This is a genomic window from Streptomyces sp. NPDC102490 (assembly GCF_044765285.1).
Classification (GTDB): domain Bacteria; phylum Actinomycetota; class Actinomycetes; order Streptomycetales; family Streptomycetaceae; genus Streptomyces.
Genome location: NZ_JBIWJU010000015.1, coordinates 112,408 through 138,992 on the forward strand (window position 1 = coordinate 112,408; position 26,585 = coordinate 138,992).

Here is a 26,585-nt window from a genome sequence, read left to right on the forward strand (position 1 = left end):
GATGACGTACGGTAGCCGCGCGGGCTCGGTGCGCCACCAGGATTACCATTGGTCTAAACCAGCAGGGAAGAGCGGTCCGCCGGTTCGGCCGAAACACCACCCACCGACCCTCAGGCGTAGCGGCTCAGCCAGCGCAGCCTGGCCGCCTCCTGGTACGGCCCGCCGCCCTCGTGATCGTTGAAGTCGTACACCTCGATCGTCTTGTCCTCGTGCGTCCAGGCGTTGAACGCGGCGAAAACGGTCGACGGCGGGCAGGTCTGGTCCTCCAGGGCGGCCGAGAACAGCGCCGGAGCCCGGCCCCGCGCCGCGAAGTGCACCCCGTCGAAATAGGACAGTGTCCGCAGCGCGTCCCCGGTCCGGCCGCGGTGCGTCTTCAGGTACAGGCCGACCTCGCGGTAGGGGTGCCGGTCGGTGAGCGTGGTCGCGCGCGGGAAGTCGCACAGGAACGGCACGTCCGGCGCGACGGCGACCAGGTCCGGCACGAGTCCGCCCACCGCGATCGATATGCCGCCGCCCTGGCTCGCGCCCAGCGCGACCGTGCGGGACGGGTCGGTCAGCGGATGGGAGCGGGCCGCCTCGACGGCGCGCACGGCGTCGGTGAAGACCCGGCGGTAGTAGTAGTTCTCCGGAGCGTCCAGGCCGCGGGTCATGAAGCCCGGGTACGCGGGCGTGCCGCCGACGGGGTCGGGGGTCCCACCACCGCCGCCCCAGGCGCTGCCCTGGCCGCGGGTGTCCATCACGAAGTGCGCCCGGCCGGTGGACGCCCACAGCAGGTGCTCGTGCGGCAGCCCGCGCCCGCCGCCGTACCCGAGGAACTCCACGACCAGCGGCAACGGCTCGGAGGCCGCGGCCGGCACGGTCAGCCAGGCCTTCACCGGGTGGCCGCCGAACCCGGCGAACGTCACGTCGTACACCCGCACCGTGGACAGTCCCGTGTCGACCGGCTCGAAGCGGGCGTCCAGGTCGTGCTCACGGGCCTCGGCGAGCGTCTTCGTCCAGAACGCGTCGAAGTCCTCGGGCTCGGCCGACGCGCTGCGGTAGGCGTGGAGTTCGTCGAGCGGAAGGTCGAACAGGGCCATCGGGAACCGCCTTTGCGGGGAAGCGCGTCAGACCGTACGGATGATCACACGGTACGTGAGCGGTTCGGGGAAACGCCAGGTCCGGACGTGCCCGGGAACCGCGCGGGCGGAGGTGCGGTCAGGCCCGGCGGTGGGTCCACTGCGGCTCGGTGAGGGCCCAGTCGCGGTCCCACTCCGCCATGCGGCGGCGCAGCGCCACCGCGCGTACGGCGCGGTGCGCGAGCAGCACCGTGAGCGCCGTCCCGATGGTGGTGAACGAGCCGATGGTGGCGCTGTGCTGCCAGATCTCGGCACCGTCCGACGGCGGGGGCACGCTCTGCCCGTGGGAGTCCAGCCACACGTCGACGGTGTCACCGTGCCGGGTGCCGGCCGGCACCCGGGCCGTGGTGCTCTTCTCCGCCCCGTCCGCCGCCTTCCAGTGGACGGTCGCCCGGTAGGTGTACTGCCCGCCGAGCTGTCCCGTCGACAGGGCGCCGGGGTTCCGGTCCTCCACCGTGGCCCGCACGTGGTGCCGCTCGGCCCGCTGCTCGGCGACGATCGCCCGGGCCTGTCCGTAGCCCCACCACGCGGTGGCGGCACCGAGCAGCGGCGCGGCCACGAACAGCAGGAGGGCGACGACCACCGTGGTCCACGCCTCGACGACGTCCGACCGGCGCCGCAGCGGATTGCGCCGCCAGCGCCAGCCGCGTACCCGGGTTCGCATGTCGACCTCCCCGCGATCACCGCGACCGGAGGGGCGGGCGGCGGCCGTCGCGTGCGGGGGCCGCCGCGCCTTCGTGTCGCGCCACCTGTGCGAGTGCCCGCACTGGTCTGGTACCCAGTCCTGCGGGCCTCGCTCACGAACCGGGCGGGATCAGCCGAAGCGTTCGATCCGAATTCTGTCCACCGGCTGTCCGCCCGCCACCAGCAGCCGTGCGGCGTGCTCCGCGAACGCGTTGGACCCGCACACATAGGCCTCCCAGCCGCCGGCGGGCGGCTCGGACAGGAGCGGCGCCAGGTGCGCGGAGGTCAGCCGGCCCACGGGCGTCCCGGCCGGCGCGGTGCGGGTGAACACGGGCGTCGTCTCCGCGCCGAACTCACGGGCGTAGATCAGCTCCTCGGGGCCGCGCGCCGACACGAGGAGGCGCAGCGGCACCGTCAGGCCGCGTGCCCGGTGGTACCGCACCATCGACATCAGCGGTACGACGCCGGAACCGGCGCCGAGCAGCAGGGCGGGCCGGTCGCCCGGCCAGGCGAAGAAGCCGCTGAGCGGGCCGCGCACCTCGATCCGGTCGCCGGGCCTCGCCACCGTGTGGAACCAGCCGGACACCTCCCCGTCCGGCACCCGGTCGAGCGTCAGCTCGATGTGCCCGGACTCGTCCGGGGCGGACGCCAGCGAGTAGTGCCGCTGGGCCCGGTAGCCGTCCTCGGCGGTGAGCCGCAGCATCAGGTGCTGGCCGGGCAGGTGGCCCGCCCAGCCGGGCACGGCGAGGCGGAAGGTCGACGCGCGGGGCGTCTCGCGGCGGATCTCGGTGAGTGTGGCCGTCTGCCACGTCCCGGCCACCCGGCCGTTCACCTCGATGCGCCCGGGCACGGCGAACCGCGCCGGGGGAGTGAAGGCCCCTGCCGTGTGCGTCGCTGTCTCAGTCACCGGAGTACCGCTGCTCCTCCCAGGGATTGCCCCGCGCGTGGTAGCCGTTCTCCTCCCAGAAACCCGGCTCGTCGTGGTCGAGGAGTTCGAGCCCCGCGATCCACTTCACGCTCTTCCAGAAGTACAGGTGCGGCACCACCAGCCGGGCCGGGCCGCCGTGCTCGGGGGCGAGCGGCTCTCCGTCGTACTCCCACACGATCCAGGCCCGGCCGCCGGTGAGGTCGGCGAGCGGCAGGTTCGCCGTGTAGCCGGTGTGCGCGTGGGCGACCGCGTGCGTCGCCGACGGCAGGGGACCCGCCGCGTCCAGGAAGGCGTCCAGGGACACGCCCCCGAACCGCACCCCGAACTTCGACCAGCCGGTGACGCAGTGGATGTCGCCCGCGTACCCGGACGCCGGCAGCCGGCGGGCCTGTGCCAGGTCCCAGGTGCGGGGCTCGGCCACCAGACCGCCCACGCGGAAGGTCCAGTCGGCCGGCGCGATCTCGGGCGTGACCTCGGCGGACAGCACGGGCCAGTCGTCGCCCGCGTCGTACTGGCCGGGCGGCAGTCCCGGCCGGGCGGCGCGCGGACGCCCGGTGAAGCCTCGGGTGGTGTGCATGCGGTGGAGCCTTTCGGGCCGCCGGGGCGGGCTGCCCGCGGCCGGCGTGATCAGTGCGTACCCGTCCACGGTACGTGTCCCCGGCGCCGCTCAGTCCCGGTCCCCGTCCGGGGCCGCGCCCGGCCACGCGTTGTACCGCTCCAGATACGCGGCGAAGCGGAGCAGGTCCTGCTCGGGCCAGTCGGCGAGCCGCTCCCGGAAGGCGGTCCTGCGGCGCTCGGTGACCCGGTCCAGGGCGTGCCGTCCGGACTCCGTCAGGTGCAGGACCTGGACGCGGTGGTCGTCCGGGTCGACGCGCCGCTCGATCAGCCCGGCGCGCTCCAGCGCGGACACCTGGCGGCTGACGGTGGACTTGTCCAGGGCGTAGTGGGCGGCCAGGTCTGTGGCCCGGCGGCCGTCCCGCTCCTCCAGGTGACCGAGCAGCGTGTACGACACCAGCGACAGCTCCGGGTGCATGCGTCCCGCGGAGGCGCGGGCCCGGCGGGCGAAGACCGTCATCTCGCGCTGGATGGTCTCCACGGCGGCGTCCGCGGGGCGCCCGCCGGGAGCGACGCTCGTCTCGTCCGGTGTCTCGGCAGCCGTCACGGTTCCTCCTCGGCCTTGCTGGTTGCACAGTACAACTTTGCCTGGGAGGTAGTGCGCGTCAACCACTCGGGGGGGAGGCCGTCGGCGTCTGCTCCTTGGGGTAGGGTGACCGGCGGCCGCGGATCGCCCCGGCCGCCGGACGACTGGGAGGTGAGACCGATTACCGCTGTGTCGGCCCGGGTGCTCTCATCTCACGGCAGTGCGGTCACCGGAAACGAGTGACCGGGAGAGCGCCCTTCGGTTCCCGAAAGGCTCTCGGCTTCCATGCCTCCCACCTTCCCCGTCCCGCCCCTCCCCGCGTCCTCCCCGGACCTCCGCGCCCCCTTCTCGGCTGCTCTCCCGTCGCGTGACGCCGTCGTGGCCGCGCTGCGTGCCGCCGGCTGCGTCTTCGCCGAGGACGAGGCCGCGCTCCTCCTGACCGCCGCCCGCACCGCCGCGGAACTCACCGCGCTGGTCGACCGCCGGGTCACCGGCCTGCCCCTCGAACTCGTCCTCGGCTGGGCCGAGTTCCGCGGCCTGCGCATCGCGGTCGCGCCCGGTGTCTTCGTGCCCCGCCGACGCACCGAGTTCCTGGTGTCCGAGGCCCTGGCCCACGCGCCGCACGCGGACGTCGTGGTCGACCTGTGCTGCGGGTCGGGCGCCGTCGGCGCGGCCCTGGCCGCCGCGCTCGACCGGCCCGAGGTGCACGCCGCCGACGTCGACCCGGCCGCCGTGCACTGCGCCCGCGGCAACCTCGCGGACGCGGGCGGCCGGGTGTACGCCGGTGACCTGTTCGACGCGCTGCCCGACGCGCTGCGCGGCCGGGTGGACATCCTCGCGGCCAACGTGCCGTACGTCCCCACCGAGGAGGTCGCGCTGCTCCCCGCCGAGGCCCGCGACCACGAACCGCTGGTCGCCCTGGACGGCGGCACCGACGGCCTCGACGTGCTGCGCAGGGTCGCGGCCGAGGCGCCCGGCTGGCTCGCCCCGGGCGGCTGCCTGCTGGCCGAGACGAGCGAACGCCAGGCGCCCGACGCCGTCGCCGCCTTCACCCGGGCCGGTCTGACGACCCGCCTCGCGGTCTGCGAGGAGCTGTACGCCCACGTGGTGATCGGCGTCAGGGGCTGACCGTCCGCGCCCCGTACCGCTGCTCCGGCGGCGTGGCCCGGGCGATCAGCAGGGCCACGTCGTCGGAGTTCTCCGGCTCGTGCAGGGTGCGCAGCAGCAGGTCGCAGACCTCCTCCAGAGGGCGGTCCGGGCCGTCCAGCAGGGCGAGCAGCGCGTCCAGCCGCTCGTCCAGCGGATGGCCGCGCGTCTCGACCAGGCCGTCCGTGTAGAAGACCAGCCGGTCGCCCGGCTCCAGGCCGACCTCGGTGGTGGAGAAGGCGACGCCGCCCACCCCGAGCGGCACCCCGGTGGGCAGGTCGAGCAGCTCGGGCGGCCGGCCGGCCCGCAGGCGGACCGGGGGCAGATGCCCGGCGTTGGCGATCAGGCACCGCCGCAGGTGCGGGTCGTGGACGGCGTACAGGCAGGTGGCGATGGCCTGGTCGAGGCCCGCCGTGGTCCGCTCCAGGTGCCCGAGCAGCTGCGCGGGGTCCAGTTCGAGGGCGGCCAGGGTGTTCGTCGCGGTGCGCAGCCGCCCCATGGAGGCCGCCGCCGCGATGCCGCTGCCCATCACGTCGCCCACCACCAGCGCGGTCCTGCCGCCGGCCAGCTCGATCACGTCGAACCAGTCGCCGCCGACCTCGCTGGTGCCCCCGGCCGGCTGATAGCGGGAGGCGACCTCGAGCCCGCCGGTCACCGGCGGATGGCTGGGCAGCAGGCTGCGCTGGAGGGTGAGGGCGGTGTCGCGGGCGTTCTGGTACCAGCGGGCGTTGTCGATCTGCAACGCCGCCCGCGCGGCCAGCTCCCGGGCCAGCAGCAGGTCGTCCTCGTCGAACGGCAGGGGGTTCGCGATCCGCTTCAGGTCCAGGGCACCGAGCACCTCGCCCCGCGCGATCAGCGGCACGGCCAGGTACGAGTGGACGCCCGCCCGGCGCAGCAGCTCGGCCGCCTCCGGCGAGCGGGCGACGCGTGCCAGGTCCTCCCGCGTCACCCGCGCCACCATCACCGGCCGGCCGGTGCGCACGCACTCGGTGACCAGGCGGTCCGGTCCGTACCGGGCGACCCGGCCAGGCGGGTCGGCCGCCCGCAGCGCGTCCCCGGCGTCGTCGGCGGCGCGCACGGCCAGCGCCCTGATCACCGCGGGTTCGGCCGGCCCCAGCGTGCTGCGCCGGCCCGCGACCAGGGCGTCCAGCAGGTCCACGGCGGCGATGTCCGCGAGACCGGGCACGGCCACGTCGGCCAGCTCGTACGCGGTGCGGTCCAGTTGCAGCGTGGTGCCGATCCGGGCGGAGGCGTCCGCGACGGCGGCCAGCCGGCGCCGCGCTCTCTCGGCCTCGGCCGCCGTCCGGTACTGCTCGGTGACGTCCACGACCGAGACGGCCACGCCCAGTACGGCGCCCAGGGCGTCCTCCAGCCGGTACAGCGAGACCGACCAGGTGTGATCCTGGTCCGGGTCGGAGGGGGTCCGCCCGGTCGCGGGCCGGTCGACGACCGGCCGCCCGGTCTCCAGCACCTCCCGTGCCGCCGCCTCCAGCGGGCCGGCGTCCACCTGCGGCAGCAGTTCGCGGACCGTCCGGCCGAGGTGGTCCCCGGCGGGGATGCCGTCCAGCCGTTCCAGGGCCGGGTTGACCGAGACGTACCGCAACTCGGGGTCCAGGACGGCCAGACCGATCGGGGACTGCATGATCACCCTCGTGGACAGGGCGACGTCCCGCTCCACCCGGCGGACCGTCGACTGGTCGGCCGCGAGCCCGAGGGCGTAGACGTCCCCGCGGTCGTCGAGCAGGCGCATGTTGCGGAACTCCACCAGCCGGGTGCCGCCGTCCTTGTGCCGGACGGGGAAGGCGCCGGCCCAGCTCCGGCCGGTCTTCATGACCTCCTCGAACAGCTTCACGACCAGGTCGAAATGGCGCTCGTGGACCATGATGCGGGCCGCGTACCGCCCCAGCGCCTCCGGCGCGGACCAGCCGAACAGCTCCTCGGCCTGCGGGCTCCACAGGACGATCCGGCCCTCGGCGTCCAGCACGATCGACGCCACGTTCAGCAGGTCGAGCAGCCCGCTGGGCCGCACCGGGCCGCGCGGTGACGGCTCGCCCTCGAACCCGGCAGACCCCGCTGCACTCATCCCACGCCCCGCCTTCGCCGTTCGACGCGGCACGCCCTGCGATGCCGACCCCCTTGTTCTACCGCGTTCCACCGCGCACCGGGCCGGTCCGTCAGGGCTGCGCCGTCCCCTCCCAGCATCTCCCCGCAGGCCGGGGACCGCCGCACGAAGCGCGTCCGGAGTTGGTCTGTACATGACCCTGTGGACGGTCCAGACTGTGCGCCGAGTGTCTCCAGCCCGCCCGTGCCGCCCGGCCACCCCCACCGAGGAGCCCCCGATGCCCCTGCGTGCCCGGCAACGTTGTCACGCCGCCCTGACCGGTCTCGCCGTCCTCGCCCTCTCCGCCGTCCTCGCGGGCCCGGCCCGGGCGGACGCCCCCGCCGAGGGCGCCCGGGCCGCCGACACCTGGACCGAGGTGGGCTCCGACCGGGCCGACCCGCTGACCGAGAGCCAGGGCCTGGCCTCGGTGGAGGTCCCGGCGGGCAGCCCCAACCGCTACACCGGGATCGGCACCGTTCCGCTCGGCCTCGCCGCCCGCGGCTGGAACCACGTCGGCGACCCGGACGCCTCCTACGACGGCCACTACGTCGAGCCGTACCAGCGCGACGACGGGAACACGAAGATGTTCCGCGTGCAGGCACCGGACGGGACCTGGTCGGAGTACGTGCACACGCTGAGCCCCGGCGAGGCGCTGAACAACTCGTGGTCCGCCGTCTCGCCCGACGGGCAGTGGATGCTGGCGGGGGAATGGGGCACCATGAACCGGCTGCTGGTCTTCCCGAACCCGGGCGTCAACCCCGCCACCTCGCCCTCGGCGAACCTCCCGCAGGCGGCCACCGTCCACCTGGACCACGCCGTGCGCGACGTCCAGGGCTGCGACTTCCTGGACGCCACCACGCTGCTGTGCTCCTCCGACGACCCGGCGGGCACGCTCTTCGGCCTCACCAAGCCGCTGCTGAGGATCGACCTGTCGGCGGCGCCGAACGGCACCGCCGACGTCACCGGACACGTCACCGCGCTGCGGCAGCTGCCCCTGCGCAGCGCCTGCTCCGGGGGCTTCGAGGCGGAGGGCGTCGACTACGACCGGCGGACCGGCACCCTGCGGGTGATCGTCGTGTCGCCCGGCTTCTGCGTGCTCACCGACAGCAAGACGTACCGGTTCACCCGGGGCTGACCCGGCCCCTTCGCGCCGGGCCGCCGGTGGTGCTTTTCTGGTGGTACGGCGAGAGCGGAATCGGCCATGACCACGAGAGGGAGCGATCACGATGGACGGTGAGCGACTGCATCCCGAGTCCGTCTCGGTGGAGCTGAGCGGATGCAGCAAGGAGGACGCCCGGACCGTGTTCGACACCCTGTGCGCGTGCTTCTCCTCGGACCGGCACGCGGGCGACGTGACCCGGGAGTACGACGAGGTGCGCCCGACCGTGTGGCTCGGCACCTTCGACGTGGCCGACGAGCAGGGGGGCGAGTGTGCCCCCGCCCGGCTGGGGGCGTCCGTGGAGGCCGACGCGCAGGGCGGCTACTGGGCGGTCGAGAGGCTCCGCGCCACCCTGGACTCCCTGTTCACCGTGCACGACCTGAGCCAGACCTCCGGGGACCAGGAGCGGGAACTGCACGTACGGCTCGAAAGCCGCTGAGCCGGTCCCGCCGGGTGCGGTGAGGTGTGCGCCACCCCATTGTGCAACTAGTTGCACAATGGGGTGGCCGTCCTCTACAACAGAGGCACGTCACCGCGCACGGAGGGCCCGATGAGCCGTTACCCGCACCTGCTGAGCCCGCTCGACCTGGGCTTCACCACGCTCCCCAACCGGGTCCTGATGGGCTCCATGCACGTCGGCCTGGAGGAGGCCGAGCGCGGGTTCGAGCGCATGGCCGCCTTCTACGCCGCCCGGGCCCGCGGCGGCGTGGGCCTGATCGTCACCGGCGGCATCGCCCCCAACGACGAGGGTCGCCCCTACGAGGGCGGCGCCAAGCTCACCACGCAGGCGGAAGCGGAGCAGCACCGGGTGGTCACCGACGCCGTGCACCGTGAGGGCGGCCGCATCGCCCTCCAGATCCTGCACTTCGGCCGCTACGCCTACCACGCCGATCTGGTCGCCCCGAGCCCGCTCCAGGCCCCGATCAGCCCGCACGTGCCGCGCGAGCTGACCGACGCCGAGGTCGAGCGCACCGTCGACGACTACGTCCGCACCGCCCGGCTGGCCCGCGAGGCCGGGTACGACGGCGTCGAGATCATGGGGTCCGAGGGCTACCTGATCAACGAGTTCATCGCCGCGCGGACCAACCACCGCACCGACCGCTGGGGCGGGTCGTACGAGAACCGCACGCGCTTTCCCGTCGAGATCGTCCGCCGGGTGCGCGAGGCGGTCGGCGAGGACTTCATCGTGATCTACCGCCTGTCCATGCTCGACCTGGTGCCCGGCGGCTCCACCCTCGACGAGGTGATCACCCTCGCCAAGGCCGTCGAGACCGCCGGCGCGACGATCATCAACACCGGCATCGGCTGGCACGAGGCCCGCATCCCCACCATCGCCACCTCCGTGCCCCGCGGCGCCTACACCTGGGTCACCAAGAAGCTGATGGGCCAGGTGTCGGTCCCGCTCGTCACCACCAACCGCATCAACACCCCCGAGGTGGCCGAGACGCTGCTCGCCGAGGGAACGGCCGACATGATCTCGATGGCCCGCCCGATGCTCGCCGACCCCGACTTCGTCGCCAAGGCCGCGGCCGGCCGCCCCGAGGCCATCAACACCTGCATCGGCTGCAACCAGGCCTGCCTGGACCACACGTTCAGCGGCCGGATCACCTCCTGCCTGGTCAACCCGCGCGCCTGCCACGAGACCGAGCTGGTCCTTTCCCCGACCCGGCGGCGCAAGCGCGTCGCCGTCGTCGGCGCCGGACCGGCCGGCCTCGCCTGCGCGGTGAGCGCCGCCGAACGCGGCCACGAGGTCACCCTGTTCGATGCCGCGAGCGAGATCGGCGGGCAGCTGAACGTCGCCCGCAAGGTCCCCGGCAAGCAGGAGTTCGACGAGACGCTGCGCTACTTCCGCACCCAGCTCGCGGCACACGGCGTCGACGTACGCCTGAACACCCGCGTCGGCGCCGCCGACCTCACCGGCCACGACGAGGTCGTCGTCGCCACCGGCGTCACCCCCCGCACGCCCGACATCCCCGGCGTCGACCACCCCTGCGTCGTCGGCTACCTCGACGTCCTGCGCGACGCCGCCCCCGTCGGCGAGCGCGTCGCGATCCTCGGCGCGGGCGGCATCGGCTTCGACGTCGCCGAGTACCTCACCGACGGCGGCGACAAGGCGCACGAGGACCCGGAGACGTACTTCCGCCTCTGGGGCGTCGACACCGCCTACCGCGCCTCCGGCGGCCTCGCCGCACCCGAGCGCCCCGCGCCGCCGCGCACCGTCCACCTGCTCCAGCGCAAGACGTCCAAGGTCGGCGCGGGGCTGGGCAAGACCACCGGCTGGATCCACCGCACCGAGCTCAAGCACCGCGGCGTCACCATGGTGCCGGGCGTCCGCTACGACCGGATCGACGACGCCGGGCTGCACATCACCGTCGGCGACGAGTCCACCGTCCTGGAGGTCGACACGGTCGTCCTGTGCACCGGCCAGGAGCCGAGCCGGGGCCTGTACGACGACCTGGTCGCCGCCGGACACAGCGCGCACCTCATCGGCGGCGCCGACGTGGCCGCCGAACTGGACGCCAAGCGCGCCGTCAAGCAGGGCACCGAGCTGGCGGCGGCGCTGTAGGGCCGCGTGGGCCGGAAGGCGCGCGGGCCGTCCCTAGGATGAGCCCATGTCACTCCCGCACGCGATCCTCACCGCCCTGGTCGAAAAGCCGTCGTCGGGCCTGGAGCTGACCCGCCGGTTCGACCGGTCGATCGGCTACTTCTGGTCGGCGACGCACCAGCAGATCTATCGCGAGCTGGGAAAACTGGAGGCGCAGGGCCTGATCCGCGCACTGCCCGGACAGCAGCCGGCCCGCGGGCAGAAGAAGTCCTACGAGGTCCTGCCCGCGGGCCGCGCCGAACTGTCCCGCTGGACCGCGACCCCGCAGGACCCCAAGCCCCTGCGGGACGCGATGCTGCTGCGGCTGCGCGCCGCCGCCGTGGTCGGCACCGACGGTGTCGAGGCGGACCTGCGGCGCCATCTGGAGCTGCACGAACGGCAGTTGGCCGAGTACGAGGACATCGAGCGACGCGACTTCCCGCCCGGCCGGGACAGCACCGAGGACCGGCTGCGGCACCTGGTGCTGCGGGCCGGCATCGACCTGGAGACGTTCTGGACCCAGTGGCTCAGACACGCCCTGGCCCAGTTCGCCGACCTGCCCGGCGACGAACGGGCCTGACCGCCCCGGCCATCCCGTGGGCCCCGCTCAGAACCGGTACGGCTTCGAGCGGCGGCGCAGGAACCAGGCCGCGGCGATGACGCCGGCCCCCACCAGCGCGCCGCCCGCCACCAGGGTGGCCGTGCCGTAGTCCTGGACGGCCCCGCCCAGACCGCCCATGACGCCGCCCGGCGACACGGACGGGGCGGGGGTCGCGGAGCGGCTCGGCGAGGGCCTGGGGGAGGGGGCCGAGGAGACGATGACCGTCTGGGTGCCCGCGGTGCTGTTGTTCGAGCACATGACGATCACCGTGTACGTGCCCGGCGAGATGCCCGACCAGGCCGCGGACTGGCCCGAACCGCTGCCGGACAGCGCCACCTGACGCCCCTGGGCGAAGTCCCGCTGGCTGCTGGTGAGCAGCGAGGCGGTGCCCCAACTGCCGTTGAGCTGGGCGCAGGCCGTGGTCGTGACCGACACCGTGGTCCCGGTGGTGCTCACGGAGATCCCCGGTCCCGCCGCGGCCGGTCCGGCGGCCAGGACGACGGGCAGCACGGCGGCGGCCGCCACGGTGGCACCGGAGCGGAGAAGTGGCGATGAGATGCGCATGTGGACTGCCCTCCGGCGGCACGGTCGGCGGTACATCCTTGCGCCGCCGGGATCGGGAACGCCCGTGCCCCCTCTGGCAGCCAACAGGGCACGGGCCGGCCCCGCATGCGGAGCGCGACCGGCCAGGTGACACGCCCCCCGGACCGAACCGGAGCCGACCGCGCGTCAGGTCACCGGCTCGCTCCCGTGGTCACCTGCCGTTCCTCAGAGAACCCGCCCCACGTCCCGTCGGCCAGCCTCGGCCGGATCTTGACCCGGTGTGTGACCCCGGCCTCGCGGCCGGCGTAGAAGCTGTACTCGGCGCGGTCGCGCGGTGCGTCGGCGCCGTAGACCAGCGAGGTCGCCGCCCGGCCGTCCAGGTGGATCTGGTACTCGGTCACCGGGGTCTCCGTGCGGGGCGGGGTCCAGGAGAGGTCGAGGTAGTAGGCCCCGTCGGCCTGGTGGGAGGCGGCGCGCAGCCGAGTGGGCGCGGTGGCGTGTCCGTCGTCGGTGCCCGGGGTGGTGAGCAGGACGGCGGCGCCCGCCGGGGAGACGTTGTCGGCGGCGTCCCGCGCCCGCACGGTGAACGAGTAGCGGGTGCCCGCCCGCAGCCCCGTGACCACGGCCGCCGTCTGATTGCCTCCGACGCTGTGGACCTTCGTGCCGCCCTGGTAGACGTCGTACGACACCACACCGCGGTCGTCCTTCGCGGCCGACCAGGTGAGCTGGACCGCCCGGCTGCCCGCCGCCCGGCCGCGGACGTCCCCCGGGCGGGTCGGTGCGGAGGCGTCGGCCACCGCGGCGGGGGTGGTCGCCCGCACCTCCCGGCTGCGTGGACCGAGCCGTCCGTCGGCGTCCCGCGCCCGTACGGTGAAGACGTACCCGGTGGAGGGGCGCAGCCGCGTGAAGTCCACCATCCGCTCGGCCGCCGGCACCTCCTTCACCAGCGTGCCGCCGCGGTAGACCTCGTAGGTCTCGACGTCGTCGACCGCGTTCCACATCACGTGCACGGTGGTCGCGCTGCCGGCCTTCGCGGTGACGCCCGTGGGTACCGCGGGCAGCCCGCCGCCGTCGCCCTCACCGCCACCGTCCTCGGCCGAGCCCCAGCCGCAGGACGCGAGCAGGAGGAGCGCCCCGCAGAGCAGGGCGCAGCGGCGCGGGAGAGCGGGAACGGAAACCTCGCGCACGGTTCTGCCTCCCCGGTGGCGCCGGCTTCGACGGCGACGACTGTAAAGGTCCGGACCAATATGACGCGCGTGACGCGATCACATCAAGAGGGCCGTGGGTGAACCGCACCCGGAAGCGTTACGTATGCTGAGTCACCTCACGGCCGAACTCCCGGCGAGCCCGGGGAAGTTCGGGCCGCCGGCGCGTGGACCGCTGTCGTCGCCGACCCGCGCCGGCACGGGCGGCCGGGTGGGCCGGGCCGCAACAGGCCCGGCCCACCCGCCCCCGGTCGCGCATCCCCGGGACACGGAGCGCGCGGCGGGCATGCACCGTCTGGCCCTGCGAAAGGTGGTCACGTGAGCGTTTCGGGGACACATGGGGCCGAGTGCCCGTCCCTGTCCCCGAGGAGAGGCCCCATCGTGCGTGTCCAGTCGCTGACACTGGTCGCGGCCAGCGCCGCCCTGCTCGCCCCCACCACGTTCCCCGACGCCCCGCCCCCGCCGCTCTCCGACCCGCATGCTCGGATCCTGCTGCCCGGCGTCCCGGACCGGACCGGGAGCCTGCGCGCGGACCGGTCCGGGGTCCGGATGGGCCCCGTACCGCACGTCCCGGCCGAGCAGACCGAACCTCCCTCGCGGGTCGGGCCGGACTCCCGGGCCGGGGCCCGCCCGCGGCGGGACGGGAGCGGGGAACCCGTCCGCGCCGCCGACCTGCTGGCCAAGGTGCGGGACTGCGCACCCGTCTCGCCCGGGCGCTACCGCAGCGACGCCGGAGCACCGGCGGACATCCCGGTGTGCGGCACACGGGACGCCGTGTACTGGAAGGCCGACCTCGACGTCGACTGCGACGGGCGGCCCGGCGACCGGTGCAACGCCCGCACCGACCCGCACTTCAGCCCCGCCACCGCGTACACCGGGTCCGACGGCCGCCCGCTGGACGCCGAACGCCTGCCCTACGTCGTCGTGCCCGGACCCAGCGACACCTGGGACCACCGCGAGGACGACGTCCGCGGCGGATCTCTCGCGGCCCTCGTCCACGGGGACCGGGTACGGTACGCGGTCGTCGGCGACGTCGGCCCGAGCGAGCTGATCGGCGAGGCCTCCTACGCCGCCGCACGCTCCCTCGGCGTCCCGTCGGACCCCGAGGGCGGCGGCGTGGCCTCCGACGTCACGTACATCGTCTTCAAGGGCAGCCGGGTCGAGCCCATCGAGGACACGGCCGCGGCCGAGAAGGCGGGGGAGCGGCTGGCGCGGCGGTTCGTGGACGGGGACTGAGCGGCCCGGGCGGGCCTTGCGCCCGGACCTCCCGGTCAGACCTTTCGGTAGGAGTACGCCTCCGCGGCCGCCGCCTCCACGGCCGCTAGGTCGGCGCCCGTCGAGGCCGTGACGACCGCAGCCACCGCGCCCTCGACGAAGGGCGCGTCCACCAGACGGGTGTTCTCCGGGAGTTCGTCACCCTCGGCGAGCAGCGCCTTCACGGTGAGCACCGCACTGCCCAGATCGGTGAGGACGGCGACCCCCGCGCCCCGGTCCACGGACGCGGCGGCGGCCGCGACCAGTTCCGAACTGGTCCCGAACTCCCCGGACGCGGTACCGCCCGCCGGTGCGACGGCCACCGCCCCGGCGCCGCCCGACAGGGCCTTCGCCAGCTCAGCCACCGACGCGGCGACCTCGGCGCTGTGGGACACCAGTACGACGCCCACCAGCTTCTCGTCACTCACCGGCCGCCTCCTTCAGCGCCTCGAAGAGCAGTGCGGCCGAGGTCGCACCCGGGTCCTGGTGTCCGATGCTGCGCTCACCCAGATAGCTCGCCCTGCCCTTGCGGGCCTGCATCGGCGTGGTCGCCTCGGCCCCGCCCACGGCCGCCGTACGGGCCGCCGCGAAGGAGTCGCCCAGGGCGTCCACGGCGGGCACCAGGGCGTCCACCATGGTCTTGTCCCCCGGGGCGGCACCGCCGAGCGTCCGGACGGCGTCCACGCCCGCCCGCAACGCCTCGGCCAACTGCTCCTCACTCACCTCGGGGGAGTCCCCGAGCGCCTTGCCGGTACGGCGCAGCAGCGTCCCGTACAGGGGCCCCGAGGCGCCGCCGACCGTGGAAATGAGCTGCCGCCCGGCGAGGATCAGGACGGCGCCGGGTGTGTCGGGCGCGTCCTTCTCCAGCGTGGCGGCCACGGCCGTGAACCCGCGCTGGAGATTGCTGCCGTGGTCGGCGTCGCCGATGGGTGAGTCGAGGGCGGTGAGCCGCTCCGCGTCGCGGTCGACCAGCGCGGTGGCCGCCGTCATCCAGCGGCGGAAGAAGTCGGCGTCGAGCACAGGTTCTCCTTGCCTGGTAGGTACGTCGCGATTCTTCCCCGGCTCGCCGTCACATGCCCCATCGCAGACCCGGGGTGCTGACCGGGGCGTCCCACAGTCCGAGCAGTTCCTCGTCGATCTCGCACAGGGTGACCGAGGCGCCGGCCATGTCGAGGGAGGTGACGTAGTTGCCGACGAGGGTGCGGGCGACGGCCACACCCCGCTCGCTGAGCACCCGCTGCACCTCGGCGTTGAAGCCGTACAGCTCCAGCAGCGGCGTCGCGCCCATGCCGTTGACCAGGACCAGGACGGGGTTGCGCGGGCCGAGGTCGGTCAGCACCGCGTCCACGGCCGCCTCGGCGATCTCGCCCGAGGTCATCATCGGGCGCCGCTCCCGGCCCGGCTCCCCGTGGATGCCGATGCCCAGTTCCAGCTCACCGGCGGGGAGGTCGAAGGTGGGGCTGCCCTTGGCCGGCGTGGTGACGGCGCTGAGCGCCACCCCGAAACTGCGGGAGCTGTCGTTGACCCGGCGGGCGATCGCCTCCACCTGCTCCAGCGGGCGGCCCTCCCGCGCCGCCGCCCCGGCGATCTTCTCGACGAACAGCGTCCCGCCGGTGCCGCGCCGGCCGGCGGTGTAGAGGCTGTCCGTCACCGCCACGTCGTCGTTGACCAGCACCTTCGCGACCCGGATACCTTCGTCCTCGGCCAGTTCGGCGGCCATGTCGAAGTTGAGGACGTCGCCGGTGTAGTTCTTGACGATGAAGAGCACCCCGGCCCCGCTGTCCACGGCCGCCGCGGCCCGCACCATCTGGTCCGGCACCGGCGAGGTGAACACCTCACCCGGACAGGCGGCCGACAGCATCCCGGGGCCCACGAACCCGCCGTGCAGCGGCTCGTGCCCGGAACCGCCTCCCGACACCAGGGCGACCTGCCCGGACACCGGGGCGTCCCGCCGCACGATCACCCGGTTCTCGACATCCACGGTCAACTCGGGATGGGCAGCCGCCATACCGCGCAACGCGTCCGCGACGACGGTCTCGGGTACGTTGATGAGCATCCTCAAGGGTTCTCCTAGGCAGATTAGCTGATGGGCTGTGGCTTGTGTTCTTGCTGGTCAGGGTGGGGTCGAGCGGTTCGTGATCTTGGTAGTCCGTGGCGGTCGTGTGCGGCTTCGGGCGGTACTGATGCCGACTCGATGCCGGTTTTGGTGACGAGGCGTCAGGTCGGTCGGACGGTCGGGTGCGGTTGGTCGGGATCCCTGCTGTCGGCAGTATCGGCCTTGCGGCAGCGAAGGTCACGCGCGCGAACGACATGGGCGCGCCCAAGTCCTTTCGTCGGCACACAGCCGCACACCTGACGTGGGGGAGGGTCAACTCGGGCCCGGCCAGGCACAGGCGGGACCGTGTCGGTCCTGTCCCTCCAGGCAGCGCATCAGGTCCGAGCCCACCGAACCCCCTCGCTGCAACTGTTATTGTTACAGCGAGGGGGTGGAGGGCGTGAGTGCCAACAGCAGGATGACGGTCGCTGTCCATGTGCTGACCTGGATGGCCCTGGTGCACGACCGCGGACGCGACGTGGTCACCTCGGACCAGATCGCCACGAGCGTGGCCACGAACCCGGTCGTGATCCGGCGCAGTCTCGCGGATCTGCGCGAGGCGGGGCTGGTGACGGTCCGGCACGGGGCGGGGGCCGGCTGGACACTGGCTCGCGCCGCGGACTCCATCGCACTGCTCGACGTCTTCAGCGCGGTGCACGACGAACCTCTGTTCGCGCTGCATCGCGGTACACCGAACCAGGCGTGCCCCATCGGCCGTGGCATTCGGCCGACGCTGCGCGGCGTCTATGCCGACGCGGAGGAAGCCGTCCGGCGGGAGTTCGCGGGCGTCACGATCGCGGACGTCCTGCGGGACACCCTGGCCACCCGCTCCGACTGAACTGAACCGCCGACCCGGTGGCAGCCGGACTCACCCTTACTCGCAGTTGTAACAGAACCTGTTTCATCGACGTGGACCATCCGGCCCCCCGAGGTCCTGGCATCCCACACACGGAGGTGTAACGCCATGCTGGCGATCGAGTACCGGCGCCACGGCGGCTACGAGGAGCTGCAACTCGTGGAGCGCCCCGCCGAACCGGCCACCGGCGGCAGGGCGTCGGTCAGGCTCGCCTACGCCGAGGTGAGCCCGGCCGACAACACCATCAGGGCAGGCCGGATGGATGCCTCCCTGCACCGGCCCCCACCCCACATCCCCGGAGGCGGCGGAGTGGGCCGGGTCACCGAACCAGGGGTGACCGGCCTGGGAGACGGCACGCGGGTGGTGGTCGGCGGCGGTGGGCTCGGCTGGCGCACCGACGGCACCTGGCGCGAACAGCTGGCCGCGGACGCCGACCAGTTGATGCCCCTCCCCGACGGCGTGAGCGACGAAGCCGCGTGTGCTCTGTTCGCCGGCGCCGGATACAGCACCGCCTACCTGGTACTGACCCGGGTGGCAGAGGTGAGCCCCGGCTGCACCGTCCTGGCACCGGGCATCGGCGGCTCAGTCGGCATGGGTGCCGTGGAGGTGGCCCGCGAACTCGGCGCATCCCTGGTCCTGACCACCGCGAGCCGCACCGACAAGGCGGAACAGGCTCGCGCTGCCGGTCACCAGCACGTGATCGACCTGTCCCGCGAATCGCTGACCGACGGTGTCGCACGCATCACCGACGGCAGGGGCGTGGACATCGTGGTCGACGGCGTCGCCGGTCCGCTGCTCGGTGACTGCATGGCCTCCCTCGCCCACGGAGGCGTCTACGTCGGCGTCGGATACGCGGGCGGCATCGAAGGAACGGTGAACATCACCGACTTGATATGGAAGAACGCCACAGCCCGTGGCTACACCTTCACGACGACCCCGCCCGACGTTGCCCGGGCCGCCCGGATGACCCTGCTGGAGTGGCTGGACGCGGGCCGCATCAACCCCGTCGTCGCTCGGGTGCTGCCGCTGGCACAGGCGGCCGAGGCGCAGCGTCACCTGATCGAGGACCGGCCCTTCGGCCGTGTCCTGCTCAGCATGGACCGTTGACACAGGCCCGACGGAAGGAGCCAGGAACATGCAACCTCGCGAGGCCGTCACGGCCGACATACCGGAACTGATCCGGCTGCGCGCCGTCGCCCTGGAAAGCCTGGGCATGGATCCCGGACCGGCCGACGCACCGTGGCGACGCATCGCCCACGGCTGGTTCGAGGAACGCATCAACCACCGCGACGACTGCGTCTGCCTGGTCGTCGGGGGCGAACCCGGTGCGCCTCTCCTCGCCTGCGGCATGGCCTGGATCACCTACCACCTGCCGAGCTCGCGCTGGCCCGACGGACGCCGCGGCTACCTCGACGGGATCGTGACCGACGTCCCCGCCCGCGGCCGCGGCCACGCCCGCCGCATCGTGGACGCACTGGTCGGCCGCCTCCACACGGCGGGCATCCACTACGTCCAACTGCACGCCAGTACGGCCGGCCTCCCGGTCTATGAGGCCGCGGGCTTCGTCACGGGCAGATACCCGAGCATGGACCTGATCACGGCTCCGCCCGGCGGATGAGAAGACTGACTCAGTCGTCGTGCGGCGACGGGCGAGTGCATGAGTCAGCGCTCCACGAAGTGGAACGCTTTGAGGAAGCAGTCACGGGGTTCGGCGACGGCGAAGAGGAGGCACTCCAAAACTCGGTGCCGACATCCGCGAAGGCTCTCAGAGGGCGGTATGCGCCGCGGCAAGCCCAAGGCCACGCTCGTCAGGTTGGCTACTTCAGCGCACCGACTCCCTGGCCGTCCAGGTCGTTGAGCGCCACGCGCCGTCCCATAATGGCGAGAAGCAATGAAAGCGCAGGTCCGGTCACTTCCAGACCATCGCCGATCGACACATCGGCGTCGGTCGCCGTGAGGCGGAGAGGGGCCACGAGTTCCTTGGCGCCGCCGAACGACGCCGGGGTGTGAGCCTGCAAGCGAAGCGCCCTGACGACGGCATCCCGGGGGTAGAAGCGGGTGAGTCCCAACGGGCGGCGGATGTCCTCCCCGTGGACGACCGCCTCGACGATCCGGCTGTCGAGAGGCGCCGGAGGGGTCGACGTCCGCGCGGCCACCCGGCGAAGCCGCGCCAACGTCTCCAGCGGCGAGGCACCGTGCTCGCGCGCCACACCGTGAGCGTTCTGGCGGTGGAAGTCGAACCGTGCCCGGGCGAGGCCGACCACGAAGCCGACGCGCGTCGTGCGAGCTGAGTCGACCAGGTGGGCAACGACGTCATGGACCGTCCACTCCTCACAGAGCGACGGCTGCTCCCACTGCTTGTCGTCGAGACTCTCGAGGTCGTGGATCAGCGCCGCACGCTCCGCGTGCACGATCGGCCAGACATCTCTGGCCCGCTCCGGATTTCCCATGCCCATCGTCTCTCTTCCGTGATCAGCTTGTTGGCCCCGTAGAGATACAGACTCACGATCGCCGCAGAACTCATCGCGAAGAGCAGTCCTCCACCTGCGCAGGCGCGGGCCGCTCTGCGCGGTGTCGGACCGTAACGGACCGGGCATGCCTGGGCGAAAGAGCGGCGACCACAAGGGGGATGGGCGATGACGAAGCTCGGCCAAGGGGCACTGTTCCTGTTCTACTACCTCGACGTTGTCGCTGTGCTCGCCATCGGGGACTGGGTTTCCGACGTGGGTCCACTTCTGCTTTACGGCAGCCCCGCCGCTTTCGTCACGGGGTTCGCCACCCAGGCGGCACATGACGCCTACCGGCGAAATGCGGAGCGCAACGCGCGTCTGTAGGGCAGTCCAAAGCGGGCCGCCGCTAGTTGTCACCCGAGCGGCGCGCTACTTCCGGAGACTCGTCCAAGGCGATTTCGTCGCGGAGCACGCTATAGCGCACGACGTCCCGCCACTGTCCGTCCCGGAACACGGCGCTGCGCAGGACGCCCTCACGGGTGAAGCCGGACTTCTCCAGTGCGCGCTGCTCGGCGATGTTCTCCGTCTCGGTGTCCGCCTCGAGTCTGACCACAGGAGTGTGCGCGAACAGATAGCGCACCAGCAACCGCTGCGCCTGCGTGCCGACACCACGTCCCCGGCCGTCCGGCAGCAACTGGGCCCCGATATTCCAGCAGTACGAGTTCCGCGAGGTCACGACCTTCCGCCAGGCCACGAAACCGAGCCGGTCGGCGCCCGTCGTCACCATCAACTGGCCGCCGTCATCGCTCAGCAGACCATCCTGCGCCCAGCGACGTCGCCAGCGCCCCGGATCCGACCAGCCCAGCCATTGGAACGGTCCGGTGGCCTCCGGATCTGTCAGGAACCGCTCGAGCACCGACAAGTCATCCTCGGCCACCGGACGCAGTATCACGGGATCGTCGCTCATCCCGTCACCCTAACGAGCCCGTGCACCCGCCGTGCTGAGTCGGGCTGTGGACTCTTGCCGGTTCTCGGTTCCGGGGCCCGCGTAGTCGCTGTGGGTCCCGGACGCGGGTCACATCACCGCGTCGGTCTGAAGCGGGCCCGCGGTGACGCGGAGGGCCCGGACGCGGGCCGGCTCTTCCTGGTCGAGGTAGAAGATGTGCATGAACGGGGCGCGCACCACCTGGTTCGGCGCGCTCTTCTTGGCCATGGTGGCCTCGCCGCGCAGCAGGCGGACGCCGTCGCCCGCCGTCCAGAACTCCAGGACCTCGTGGGTGATGTTCAGCGGCTCGTCGATCTTGACGAAGAACGCCTTGATGGCCTCGACGCCGCGGATGTGCTCGGTGCCGAAGAACATGTCGGTGTCCTCGGTCAGCGGCGCGAAGCCCTCGCCGAACTCCAGGGTGTCGATGGCGTCCATGAACTTCAGCACCCAGTCGGGTACGGCCGTGGCGTGTGCGGTGTCTGCCATGGTGTCGGTCTCCTGATCAGACGGTCGCGGGCACGGTGGCGAGGAAGGCGTCGATCTCGGCGTTGACGCCATCGGGGTTCTCGCGGGCGGCGAGGTGCGCGGTGTGCTGGAGTACACGGAAGGTACTGCCCTCGATGGCGTCCGCCATCTTCCGCACCACGTGCACCGGGAACTGGCTGTCCTCCTCACCGGCGATGATCAGGACGGGCACGTTCCTGATGGTGCTCAGGCGGCGGTGCTCGTCCTTGCGGCCTATGAGGATGCTGCGCAGCGCCCACGCGACCGACTTCGGGTCGTCCCGCAGCACGAACGTGGTGAACTCCGTGAACTCCGGGTTGGTGGCCTCGGCGGTAGGACCGGCGAAGGCGGCGCGGGCGGCCTTGGCGGCCAGCGGCGGCATCTTCGAGTGAAGCGAGAGGAACGTGGACAGCGCGGTGGCCCAGATGCTTTCGACCGTCGTGGGCAGGGAGGCGGTGCAGTTGATGCCGATCGCCGCGGCGGTCCGCTCCGGGTAGTAGGCCGGGAAGACGCCGGCGAGCATGCCGCCCCAACTGTTGCCCACCAGAACACACGTGTCGATGTCGAGCGCGTCGAGGATGTCGACGAGCGCGTCGGAGCAGTCCTTGAGGTCGATGATCTTGCGCAGCGCGTCGGACCTGCCGTGTCCGGGACTGTCGATGAGCACCACGCGGTGGGTCGGAGCGTAGTGCTCGTACTGGTACTGCCACATGGTGCCGTCCATCATCAGGCTCGGCCAGCACACCATGGCGGGGCCGTCGGAACGGCCGCCGACGCGCACGTTGATCAGGCCCAGTGAGGTGGGGATCAGCTTCTCGGTAACTCCTTCGAGCCAGTTCACGGTCATGATCGGTCCTCTCGTGACCAAAAGGCGTTCACTTACTAGTAGCGTATCGCTACTAGTTTCAGAACGCTACCACCTTGGCCCGGGGTGAGGAGATCAGTCACCCGGCGCCGCGGGAGCCGATCCCTCCCGCCGACCGGCACCACCCTCCTCGGCGGTCGTCGGCCGCAGAGTCGAGGCCTCGACCGGCTGGTGGCAACTGCTGCACGCGAGGTACGGGTTGGTCGGATTGCCGCACGTCGTGTGCATGAGCGGGCGGTGCGTGACGTCGGTGCCGGTCGCGTGGGTCTCGGCCCAGCGCGTGACGGCCGCGATGGCCGGGACGACGAGTTCGCGGGCGCTGTCGGTGAGTTCGTACTCGTACCAGGGCTTGTCGGGTCGGTAGGCGCGCTTGGTCAGCAGTCCCAGTTCCGTCAGGCTGTTGAGCCGCGCGGTGAGGATGTTCGCCGAGATACCCAGGGCCCGCTTGAGCTCGCCGAAGCGGCCCACGCCGAAGAACACCTCCCGCAGGATCTGGTAGTTCCAGCGCTCGGAGATCGCGGCCAGGTACTCCTGCCCGTGCTGGAAGGTGACGTGGCTCCCGCGGTCGGGCACGACTTCTCCTCTTCGGTGGTCCTCATACGGTTTCAAGCTGAAAGTAGTCCCGCGATGCTACTACCCGTGACGCCCGGTCGGGCACTACCTCCGACGGTGTCCGGTACGCGCGGATCGACTACGTGGCTCGCGACCGGGGTGGGGGACCGTACGGCATCACCGCGTCAGCCGCCGGTGAACCCGCGCACCGTGTGCTGTGCGGCCAGCCGCACCGGGGCGTTGGCCGCGCCGTAGCCGCGGTAGCCGCCGTCGCGCTGGACGAGTTCGAAGAAGACCCGGCCGATGGTGAGCGTGTAGCAGTGCCGGAAGGTGCCGTGCTCGTCGCGGTCGTAGAGGATGCCCAGCTCCCGGTACGTCTCCAGCTCGCCGTCCGCGAACTCGTAGCGTGCCGCGAGGTCGTCGTAGTAGTTGGCCGGGATCGGCAGCAGCTCGCCACCGGCCGCACGGTGGTCGCGTGCGGCGGCGACCACGTCGTCGGTGGCCAGCGCGATGTGCTGGGCCTGCGCCGTGTCGTCGACGGGGGCCGCGCCGACGGTCAGGACGATCCGGACGGTGCCGTCGTCGGTGGAGACGGCGCGACTGCGCAGCAGCCCGTAGGGGTCGGCGACGTCCACGCTCCCCTGGGAGCGCAGCCCGAGGACGGCTCGGTGGAAGAGAGCCGCCTCGTCGAACTGGTGCCAGGGCTGGGTCAGGGACAGGTGGTCGATGCGCCAGCCACCGTCGCCCCCGGCGTCGGGACCGGCGCCCCCGACGTTCTCGAAGTCCGCGCGCCAGTCGGGCAGTCCGGGGCGCTCGGTGGCGCAGAAGAACAGCTCCGTGCCGTCGGGTGCCGCGACCGCCTCCAGCGGGGCGTCCCCGTGCGCGCGGCGGCGTGGCAGCACCGGGGCGAGCAGGGTCTCGGCGCGGCGGGCCGCGCCGGCGGGGTCGGGGAACTCGAGGCCGATGGTGGCCAGCCGGGTGCCGTCGCGGCGTTCGGCGGGACCGGTGTTGACCAGTACGCGGGCGTCGCCCCGCTGCCACAGGTCGACCGGCTTGCCCCGGTGCCGTGCCGTCCGGGCGAAGCCGAGCGCGCCCAGCACCGCCGAGACGGGGGCGGCGTCGGGCGTGACCAGCTCGGCGAAGGCGACACCGGAGGGCGGGGTGGGTGCGGGCGGTGCGGCGAGGCCGACCTGTTCCTGAAGGACCAGCAGGGAGCGCCGGGCGTCGACGGCGGTGGGACCGGCCTCGGACTGCCGGAAGACGTCGTTGAAGACCTCCAGGGAGAGCGGGCCGTCGTAACCGGCGCGCAGTACGTGCCGCAGCAGTCCGGCGACGTCGAAGCCGCCCTGGCCGGGGAAGCAGCGGTAGTGACGGCTCCACTGGAGGACGTCCATCGCGAGCAGCGGGGCGTCGGCCAGCTGAAGGAAGAAGATCTTCTCGCCGGGGATGTCCTCGATGCCCTGGGGGTCACTGCCGCGCGAGAGGATGTGGAAGCTGTCCAGGCAGGTGCCGAGCGCGGGATGGTCCGCGGCCTGCACGACGCGCCAGGCGTGATCATAGGTGCTGATGTGCCGGCCCCAGGCGAGCGCCTCGTAGGCGACGCGGATGCCGTGGTCCTGGGCCAGGCCGGCGAGGCGGCCGAGCTGCTCGGCGGCGAGGGCGTCGTCGTCCAGGGCGTGCGGGGAGACGCTGGAGCAGACCAGGACGGTGTCCGCGCCGAGCCTGCGCATCACCTCGAACTTGTGCCGCGCGCGGCGCAGGGCGTGGCCGAACTCCTCCTCGGGCAGCGCCTCCACGTCCCGCATGGGCTGGTAGAGGTCGATGGTCAGTCCGAGGTCGGCGCAACGGGCCCGGATCTCCTCAGGGGCCAGCGGGCTGGCCAGAAGGTCGTTCTCGAAGATCTCCACGCCGTCGAAACCGGCCCGGGACGCGGCCGTGAGCTTCTCGGTGAGGGAGCCGCTCAGGCAGACGGTGGCGATGGACGTGCGCACGTCGGTTCCTCTTTCTACTTCGGAGCGGTGACGGCACCGGCGAGGTCGGTGATGTCGGCGAGCATCCGCGCCGTGTCGGGTTCCCGCCCGGTGATCAGCCGGAACGCGTCCGCGGCCTGGAAGACGGCCATGCCACCGCCGTCCAGCGTGGCGCAGCCCAGCGCGCGTGCGGTGCGCAGCAGCTCGGTCTCCAGCGGGCGGTAGACGACCTCGGCGAGCCACAGTCCCGGGTGGAGCAGGTCGACGGGCAGCGGCAGCCCCGGGTGGGCGGCCATGCCGGTGGGGGTGGCGTGCACCATGCCGTCGGCCGTTGACAGCAGGTCGGGCAGTCGGTCGGGGGTGGCGGGGACGGCACGGCCGTCCCCGAAGTGCCGGTTCAGCGAGGTGGCGAGGTCGACGGCGCGCTCGGGCAGGGCGTCGACGACCGTGATCCGCCCGGCGCCCAGCGTGAGGGTGGCGTGGGCGACGGCCGCGCCCGCTCCGCCCGCGCCGAGCTGCACGATCCGCTCCAGCGGCGCGTCCGGCAGTCCGCGGGCGAACGACGCGGCGAAGCCGGTGACGTCCGTGTTGTGGCCGATCGCGCGGCCGGCGTCGTCGAAGACGACGGTGTTGACCGCGCCCAGTGCCTCGGCCTGCGGAGTGAGGGAGTCCAGGTGCCGGATGACGAGCTGCTTGCACGGATGGGTGATGTTCAGCCCGTCGAATGCCAGGTCCCGCGCGGCCCGCACGAGGTCGCCCACCGCCTCGGGCGGCACGCCGAGGGCGTCGATGTCGATCAACCGGTACAGGTAGCGCAGGCCCTGACGACCGGCCTCCCGCTCGTGCAGGGCCGGGGAGAGCGAGGGTCCGATGCCGGAACCGATCAGTCCGACGAGATACGAGTCGTTGGCCACCTGGGGACGACCTCCTGAGCGGCTCGGGCTCGAACCCGAGCGAACAATGTACGAACCAGTACGTTAGTCATAGCAGGAGGTTGCGGCGGGAGGGAAGCGCACGGCTTCTACAATCACCGACACGCCCCTCACCGACACGCCCTGCCCGCACCCCGTCAAGGCCCAGCCGAAGGAACCCGATGACCAGCGTCGACGAACCGGCACGATCCGGCACCCGCACCCGCGACGCCGCCCGCACCCGGGCCGAGATCCTCGACGTGGCGACGCGGGAGTTCGCCCGGGCCGGCTACGACGGGGCCCGCGTGGACGAGATCGCCGCCCGCACCCGCACCACGAAGCGGATGATCTACTACTACTTCGAAGGCAAGGAGCAGCTGTTCACCGCCGTACTGGAACGGGCGTACGGCGTGATCCGGGAGGCCGAGCAGCAGCTCGACGTCGACCACCTGGACCCGGTGGCCGCCATCCGGCGCCTCGCCGAGCTGACCTTCGACCACCACGAACGGCACCCCGACTTCATCCGCCTGGTCAGCATCGAGAACATCCACGACGCCGCGCACATCGCGTCCTCGGAGATGCTGGCCAGCATCGGCTCCCCGGCGCTCGACGTGATCCGCCGCATCCTCGACGAAGGGCGGCGCTCCGGCCTGTTCACGGCCGACGTCGACGCCGTTGACCTGCACGCGATGATCAGCTCCTTCTGCTTCTTCCGGGTCTCCAACCGGCACACCTTCGGTGCCCTGTTCGGCCGCGACCTGGTCGCCCCGGACCAGCGCGAGCACTATCGGACGATGCTGGGGGACATGGTGATCGCCTACCTGACCGCGGAGCGCGCGACGGACTGAGGGCGGGGCGCTCGCCCAGGACACGACCCCTTGACAGGCGGGACACGTCGGCGCAACATCCCTTCCCAACCGCGACTAACTA

Annotated in this window: 29 protein-coding genes; 11 read left to right on the top strand and 18 right to left on the bottom strand. The window is 72.5% G+C overall.

Annotated elements, in window-relative coordinates:
• Window positions 1–110: 110 nt before the first annotated feature.
• The 5 genes from ACIRGB_RS31055 to ACIRGB_RS31075 form a co-directional block, all read right to left on the bottom strand.
• Entirely contained in the window at window positions 111–1,079 is a 969-nt protein-coding gene (locus tag ACIRGB_RS31055; RefSeq protein WP_403871995.1) for an acetylxylan esterase, read from the bottom strand.
• Window positions 1,080–1,197: 118 nt separating this feature from the next.
• Complete coding sequence (locus ACIRGB_RS31060) at window positions 1,198–1,782, bottom strand: hypothetical protein (protein ID WP_403871997.1); 585 nt, start codon at window positions 1,780–1,782, stop codon at window positions 1,198–1,200.
• A 150-nt stretch (window positions 1,783–1,932) separates the two neighbouring features.
• Window positions 1,933–2,709, bottom strand: coding sequence for a ferredoxin reductase (locus tag ACIRGB_RS31065; protein ID WP_403871999.1), 777 nt, complete (start codon window positions 2,707–2,709; stop codon window positions 1,933–1,935).
• Entirely contained in the window at window positions 2,702–3,307 is a 606-nt protein-coding gene (locus tag ACIRGB_RS31070; protein WP_403872000.1) for a sulfite oxidase-like oxidoreductase, read from the bottom strand. The genes ACIRGB_RS31065 and ACIRGB_RS31070 overlap by 8 nt, the downstream gene beginning before the upstream one ends.
• Window positions 3,308–3,397: 90 nt before the next feature.
• Complete coding sequence (locus tag ACIRGB_RS31075; RefSeq protein ID WP_403872247.1) at window positions 3,398–3,805, bottom strand: MarR family winged helix-turn-helix transcriptional regulator; 408 nt, start codon at window positions 3,803–3,805, stop codon at window positions 3,398–3,400.
• 351 nt (window positions 3,806–4,156) lie between these two features.
• Between ACIRGB_RS31075 and ACIRGB_RS31080 the strand changes: the two genes are divergently transcribed.
• Complete coding sequence (locus ACIRGB_RS31080) at window positions 4,157–4,999, top strand: putative protein N(5)-glutamine methyltransferase (protein WP_403872002.1); 843 nt, start codon at window positions 4,157–4,159, stop codon at window positions 4,997–4,999.
• On the opposite strand, the gene ACIRGB_RS31085 is transcribed toward ACIRGB_RS31080, so the two are convergent.
• The gene (locus ACIRGB_RS31085) at window positions 4,989–7,100 is read right to left on the bottom strand and encodes a SpoIIE family protein phosphatase (protein WP_403872004.1); all 2,112 of its coding nucleotides are present in this window, start codon (window positions 7,098–7,100) and stop codon (window positions 4,989–4,991) included. The two genes, ACIRGB_RS31080 and ACIRGB_RS31085, sit on opposite strands and share 11 nt — an antisense overlap.
• Before the next feature lie 256 nt (window positions 7,101–7,356).
• Between ACIRGB_RS31085 and ACIRGB_RS31090 the strand changes: the two genes are divergently transcribed.
• From ACIRGB_RS31090 to ACIRGB_RS31105, 4 genes are all read left to right on the top strand, one after another.
• Window positions 7,357–8,253, top strand: a complete 897-nt coding sequence (locus tag ACIRGB_RS31090; RefSeq protein ID WP_403872006.1) for a hypothetical protein — start codon at window positions 7,357–7,359, stop codon at window positions 8,251–8,253.
• Window positions 8,254–8,344: 91 nt separating this feature from the next.
• The gene (locus ACIRGB_RS31095; protein ID WP_403872008.1) at window positions 8,345–8,716 is read left to right on the top strand and encodes a hypothetical protein; all 372 of its coding nucleotides are present in this window, start codon (window positions 8,345–8,347) and stop codon (window positions 8,714–8,716) included.
• Between the two features lie 111 nt (window positions 8,717–8,827).
• Entirely contained in the window at window positions 8,828–10,843 is a 2,016-nt protein-coding gene (locus ACIRGB_RS31100) for an FAD-dependent oxidoreductase (protein WP_403872009.1), read from the top strand.
• Between the two features lie 46 nt (window positions 10,844–10,889).
• Window positions 10,890–11,441: a PadR family transcriptional regulator gene (locus ACIRGB_RS31105; protein ID WP_403872011.1), complete on the top strand. Its 552-nt coding sequence runs from the start codon at window positions 10,890–10,892 to the stop codon at window positions 11,439–11,441.
• A 27-nt stretch (window positions 11,442–11,468) separates the two neighbouring features.
• On the opposite strand, the gene ACIRGB_RS31110 is transcribed toward ACIRGB_RS31105, so the two are convergent.
• Together ACIRGB_RS31110 and ACIRGB_RS31115 are read right to left on the bottom strand one after the other, a co-directional pair.
• Complete coding sequence (locus tag ACIRGB_RS31110; RefSeq protein WP_403872013.1) at window positions 11,469–12,026, bottom strand: hypothetical protein; 558 nt, start codon at window positions 12,024–12,026, stop codon at window positions 11,469–11,471.
• Window positions 12,027–12,196: 170 nt separating this feature from the next.
• Complete coding sequence (locus ACIRGB_RS31115; RefSeq protein WP_403872015.1) at window positions 12,197–13,192, bottom strand: fibronectin type III domain-containing protein; 996 nt, start codon at window positions 13,190–13,192, stop codon at window positions 12,197–12,199.
• Window positions 13,193–13,591: 399 nt separating this feature from the next.
• On the opposite strand from ACIRGB_RS31115, the gene ACIRGB_RS31120 reads away from it, so the two are divergent.
• Entirely contained in the window at window positions 13,592–14,446 is an 855-nt protein-coding gene (locus ACIRGB_RS31120; RefSeq protein WP_403872017.1) for a glycoside hydrolase family 75 protein, read from the top strand.
• A gap of 35 nt (window positions 14,447–14,481) precedes the next feature.
• On the opposite strand, the gene ACIRGB_RS31125 is transcribed toward ACIRGB_RS31120, so the two are convergent.
• Genes ACIRGB_RS31125 through dhaK form a run of 3 tightly spaced genes read right to left on the bottom strand, consistent with a single transcriptional unit; the run spans window position 14,482 to window position 16,526 of the window.
• Window positions 14,482–14,892 (bottom strand): PTS-dependent dihydroxyacetone kinase phosphotransferase subunit DhaM, encoded by a 411-nt coding sequence (locus ACIRGB_RS31125; RefSeq protein ID WP_030182406.1) that lies wholly within the window; start codon window positions 14,890–14,892, stop codon window positions 14,482–14,484.
• On the bottom strand, window positions 14,885–15,484 hold the full coding sequence (gene dhaL, locus ACIRGB_RS31130; protein WP_403872019.1) for a dihydroxyacetone kinase subunit DhaL: 600 nt from the start codon (window positions 15,482–15,484) through the stop codon (window positions 14,885–14,887). Before dhaL ends, ACIRGB_RS31125 begins: the two co-directional genes overlap by 8 nt.
• 49 nt (window positions 15,485–15,533) lie before the next feature.
• Window positions 15,534–16,526 carry a dihydroxyacetone kinase subunit DhaK gene (gene dhaK / locus ACIRGB_RS31135; protein ID WP_403872021.1) on the bottom strand — a complete coding sequence of 331 codons (993 nt, stop codon included), beginning with the start codon at window positions 16,524–16,526 and terminating at the stop codon, window positions 15,534–15,536.
• Between the two features lie 433 nt (window positions 16,527–16,959).
• Here dhaK and ACIRGB_RS31140 point away from each other — a divergent pair, with 433 nt between their 5' ends.
• From ACIRGB_RS31140 to ACIRGB_RS31150, 3 genes are all read left to right on the top strand, one after another.
• Window positions 16,960–17,397 (top strand): Rrf2 family transcriptional regulator, encoded by a 438-nt coding sequence (locus ACIRGB_RS31140; protein ID WP_403872023.1) that lies wholly within the window; start codon window positions 16,960–16,962, stop codon window positions 17,395–17,397.
• A gap of 126 nt (window positions 17,398–17,523) precedes the next feature.
• Window positions 17,524–18,522, top strand: coding sequence for a zinc-binding alcohol dehydrogenase family protein (locus ACIRGB_RS31145; RefSeq protein WP_403872024.1), 999 nt, complete (start codon window positions 17,524–17,526; stop codon window positions 18,520–18,522).
• Between the two features lie 28 nt (window positions 18,523–18,550).
• Window positions 18,551–19,033 (top strand): GNAT family N-acetyltransferase, encoded by a 483-nt coding sequence (locus ACIRGB_RS31150; RefSeq protein WP_403872026.1) that lies wholly within the window; start codon window positions 18,551–18,553, stop codon window positions 19,031–19,033.
• Window positions 19,034–19,232: 199 nt separating this feature from the next.
• Here the strand turns inward: ACIRGB_RS31150 and ACIRGB_RS31155 are convergent, their stop codons facing one another.
• On the bottom strand, window positions 19,233–19,871 hold the full coding sequence (locus ACIRGB_RS31155) for a maleylpyruvate isomerase family mycothiol-dependent enzyme (protein WP_403872028.1): 639 nt from the start codon (window positions 19,869–19,871) through the stop codon (window positions 19,233–19,235).
• 180 nt (window positions 19,872–20,051) lie between these two features.
• Here ACIRGB_RS31155 and ACIRGB_RS31160 point away from each other — a divergent pair, with 180 nt between their 5' ends.
• Window positions 20,052–20,249, top strand: coding sequence for a hypothetical protein (locus tag ACIRGB_RS31160; protein WP_403872029.1), 198 nt, complete (start codon window positions 20,052–20,054; stop codon window positions 20,247–20,249).
• Window positions 20,250–20,271: 22 nt separating this feature from the next.
• On the opposite strand, the gene ACIRGB_RS31165 is transcribed toward ACIRGB_RS31160, so the two are convergent.
• From ACIRGB_RS31165 to ACIRGB_RS31190, 6 genes are all read right to left on the bottom strand, one after another.
• The gene (locus ACIRGB_RS31165) at window positions 20,272–20,832 is read right to left on the bottom strand and encodes a GNAT family N-acetyltransferase (RefSeq protein WP_403872031.1); all 561 of its coding nucleotides are present in this window, start codon (window positions 20,830–20,832) and stop codon (window positions 20,272–20,274) included.
• Window positions 20,833–20,940: 108 nt separating this feature from the next.
• Entirely contained in the window at window positions 20,941–21,339 is a 399-nt protein-coding gene (locus ACIRGB_RS31170) for a nuclear transport factor 2 family protein (protein WP_403872033.1), read from the bottom strand.
• Window positions 21,340–21,355: 16 nt separating this feature from the next.
• Window positions 21,356–22,204 carry an alpha/beta fold hydrolase gene (locus tag ACIRGB_RS31175; RefSeq protein ID WP_403872035.1) on the bottom strand — a complete coding sequence of 283 codons (849 nt, stop codon included), beginning with the start codon at window positions 22,202–22,204 and terminating at the stop codon, window positions 21,356–21,358.
• 93 nt (window positions 22,205–22,297) lie between these two features.
• Window positions 22,298–22,795, bottom strand: a complete 498-nt coding sequence (locus ACIRGB_RS31180; protein ID WP_403872037.1) for a winged helix-turn-helix transcriptional regulator — start codon at window positions 22,793–22,795, stop codon at window positions 22,298–22,300.
• 164 nt (window positions 22,796–22,959) lie between these two features.
• Window positions 22,960–24,765 carry a bifunctional sugar phosphate isomerase/epimerase/4-hydroxyphenylpyruvate dioxygenase family protein gene (locus ACIRGB_RS31185; RefSeq protein WP_403872039.1) on the bottom strand — a complete coding sequence of 602 codons (1,806 nt, stop codon included), beginning with the start codon at window positions 24,763–24,765 and terminating at the stop codon, window positions 22,960–22,962.
• 14 nt (window positions 24,766–24,779) lie between these two features.
• Window positions 24,780–25,658 (bottom strand): shikimate dehydrogenase, encoded by an 879-nt coding sequence (locus tag ACIRGB_RS31190; protein ID WP_403872041.1) that lies wholly within the window; start codon window positions 25,656–25,658, stop codon window positions 24,780–24,782.
• Between the two features lie 179 nt (window positions 25,659–25,837).
• Here ACIRGB_RS31190 and ACIRGB_RS31195 point away from each other — a divergent pair, with 179 nt between their 5' ends.
• Window positions 25,838–26,503 carry a TetR family transcriptional regulator gene (locus ACIRGB_RS31195; protein WP_403872043.1) on the top strand — a complete coding sequence of 222 codons (666 nt, stop codon included), beginning with the start codon at window positions 25,838–25,840 and terminating at the stop codon, window positions 26,501–26,503.
• The last annotated feature ends 82 nt before the right edge of the window (window positions 26,504–26,585 follow it).

Excerpts from the sequence above, each read along its gene's own strand:
- ACIRGB_RS31145 (WP_403872024.1), top strand. The coding sequence starts at position 17,524 with ATGCTGGCGATCGAGTACCGGCGCCACGGCGGCTACGAGGAGCTGCAA.
- ACIRGB_RS31165 (WP_403872031.1), bottom strand. The coding sequence starts at position 20,832 with ATGAGCGACGATCCCGTGATACTGCGTCCGGTGGCCGAGGATGACTTG.
- ACIRGB_RS31085 (WP_403872004.1), bottom strand. The coding sequence starts at position 7,100 with ATGAGTGCAGCGGGGTCTGCCGGGTTCGAGGGCGAGCCGTCACCGCGC.
- ACIRGB_RS31150 (WP_403872026.1), top strand. The coding sequence starts at position 18,551 with ATGCAACCTCGCGAGGCCGTCACGGCCGACATACCGGAACTGATCCGG.
- ACIRGB_RS31060 (WP_403871997.1), bottom strand. The coding sequence starts at position 1,782 with ATGCGAACCCGGGTACGCGGCTGGCGCTGGCGGCGCAATCCGCTGCGG.
- ACIRGB_RS31070 (WP_403872000.1), bottom strand. The coding sequence starts at position 3,307 with ATGCACACCACCCGAGGCTTCACCGGGCGTCCGCGCGCCGCCCGGCCG.
- ACIRGB_RS31105 (WP_403872011.1), top strand. The coding sequence starts at position 10,890 with ATGTCACTCCCGCACGCGATCCTCACCGCCCTGGTCGAAAAGCCGTCG.
- ACIRGB_RS31110 (WP_403872013.1), bottom strand. The coding sequence starts at position 12,026 with ATGCGCATCTCATCGCCACTTCTCCGCTCCGGTGCCACCGTGGCGGCC.
- ACIRGB_RS31160 (WP_403872029.1), top strand. The coding sequence starts at position 20,052 with ATGACGAAGCTCGGCCAAGGGGCACTGTTCCTGTTCTACTACCTCGAC.
- ACIRGB_RS31075 (WP_403872247.1), bottom strand. The coding sequence starts at position 3,805 with ATGACGGTCTTCGCCCGCCGGGCCCGCGCCTCCGCGGGACGCATGCAC.
- ACIRGB_RS31095 (WP_403872008.1), top strand. The coding sequence starts at position 8,345 with ATGGACGGTGAGCGACTGCATCCCGAGTCCGTCTCGGTGGAGCTGAGC.
- ACIRGB_RS31100 (WP_403872009.1), top strand. The coding sequence starts at position 8,828 with ATGAGCCGTTACCCGCACCTGCTGAGCCCGCTCGACCTGGGCTTCACC.
- ACIRGB_RS31170 (WP_403872033.1), bottom strand. The coding sequence starts at position 21,339 with ATGGCAGACACCGCACACGCCACGGCCGTACCCGACTGGGTGCTGAAG.
- ACIRGB_RS31090 (WP_403872006.1), top strand. The coding sequence starts at position 7,357 with ATGCCCCTGCGTGCCCGGCAACGTTGTCACGCCGCCCTGACCGGTCTC.
- ACIRGB_RS31055 (WP_403871995.1), bottom strand. The coding sequence starts at position 1,079 with ATGGCCCTGTTCGACCTTCCGCTCGACGAACTCCACGCCTACCGCAGC.
- ACIRGB_RS31195 (WP_403872043.1), top strand. The coding sequence starts at position 25,838 with ATGACCAGCGTCGACGAACCGGCACGATCCGGCACCCGCACCCGCGAC.
- ACIRGB_RS31175 (WP_403872035.1), bottom strand. The coding sequence starts at position 22,204 with ATGACCGTGAACTGGCTCGAAGGAGTTACCGAGAAGCTGATCCCCACC.
- ACIRGB_RS31155 (WP_403872028.1), bottom strand. The coding sequence starts at position 19,871 with ATGGGCATGGGAAATCCGGAGCGGGCCAGAGATGTCTGGCCGATCGTG.
- ACIRGB_RS31080 (WP_403872002.1), top strand. The coding sequence starts at position 4,157 with ATGCCTCCCACCTTCCCCGTCCCGCCCCTCCCCGCGTCCTCCCCGGAC.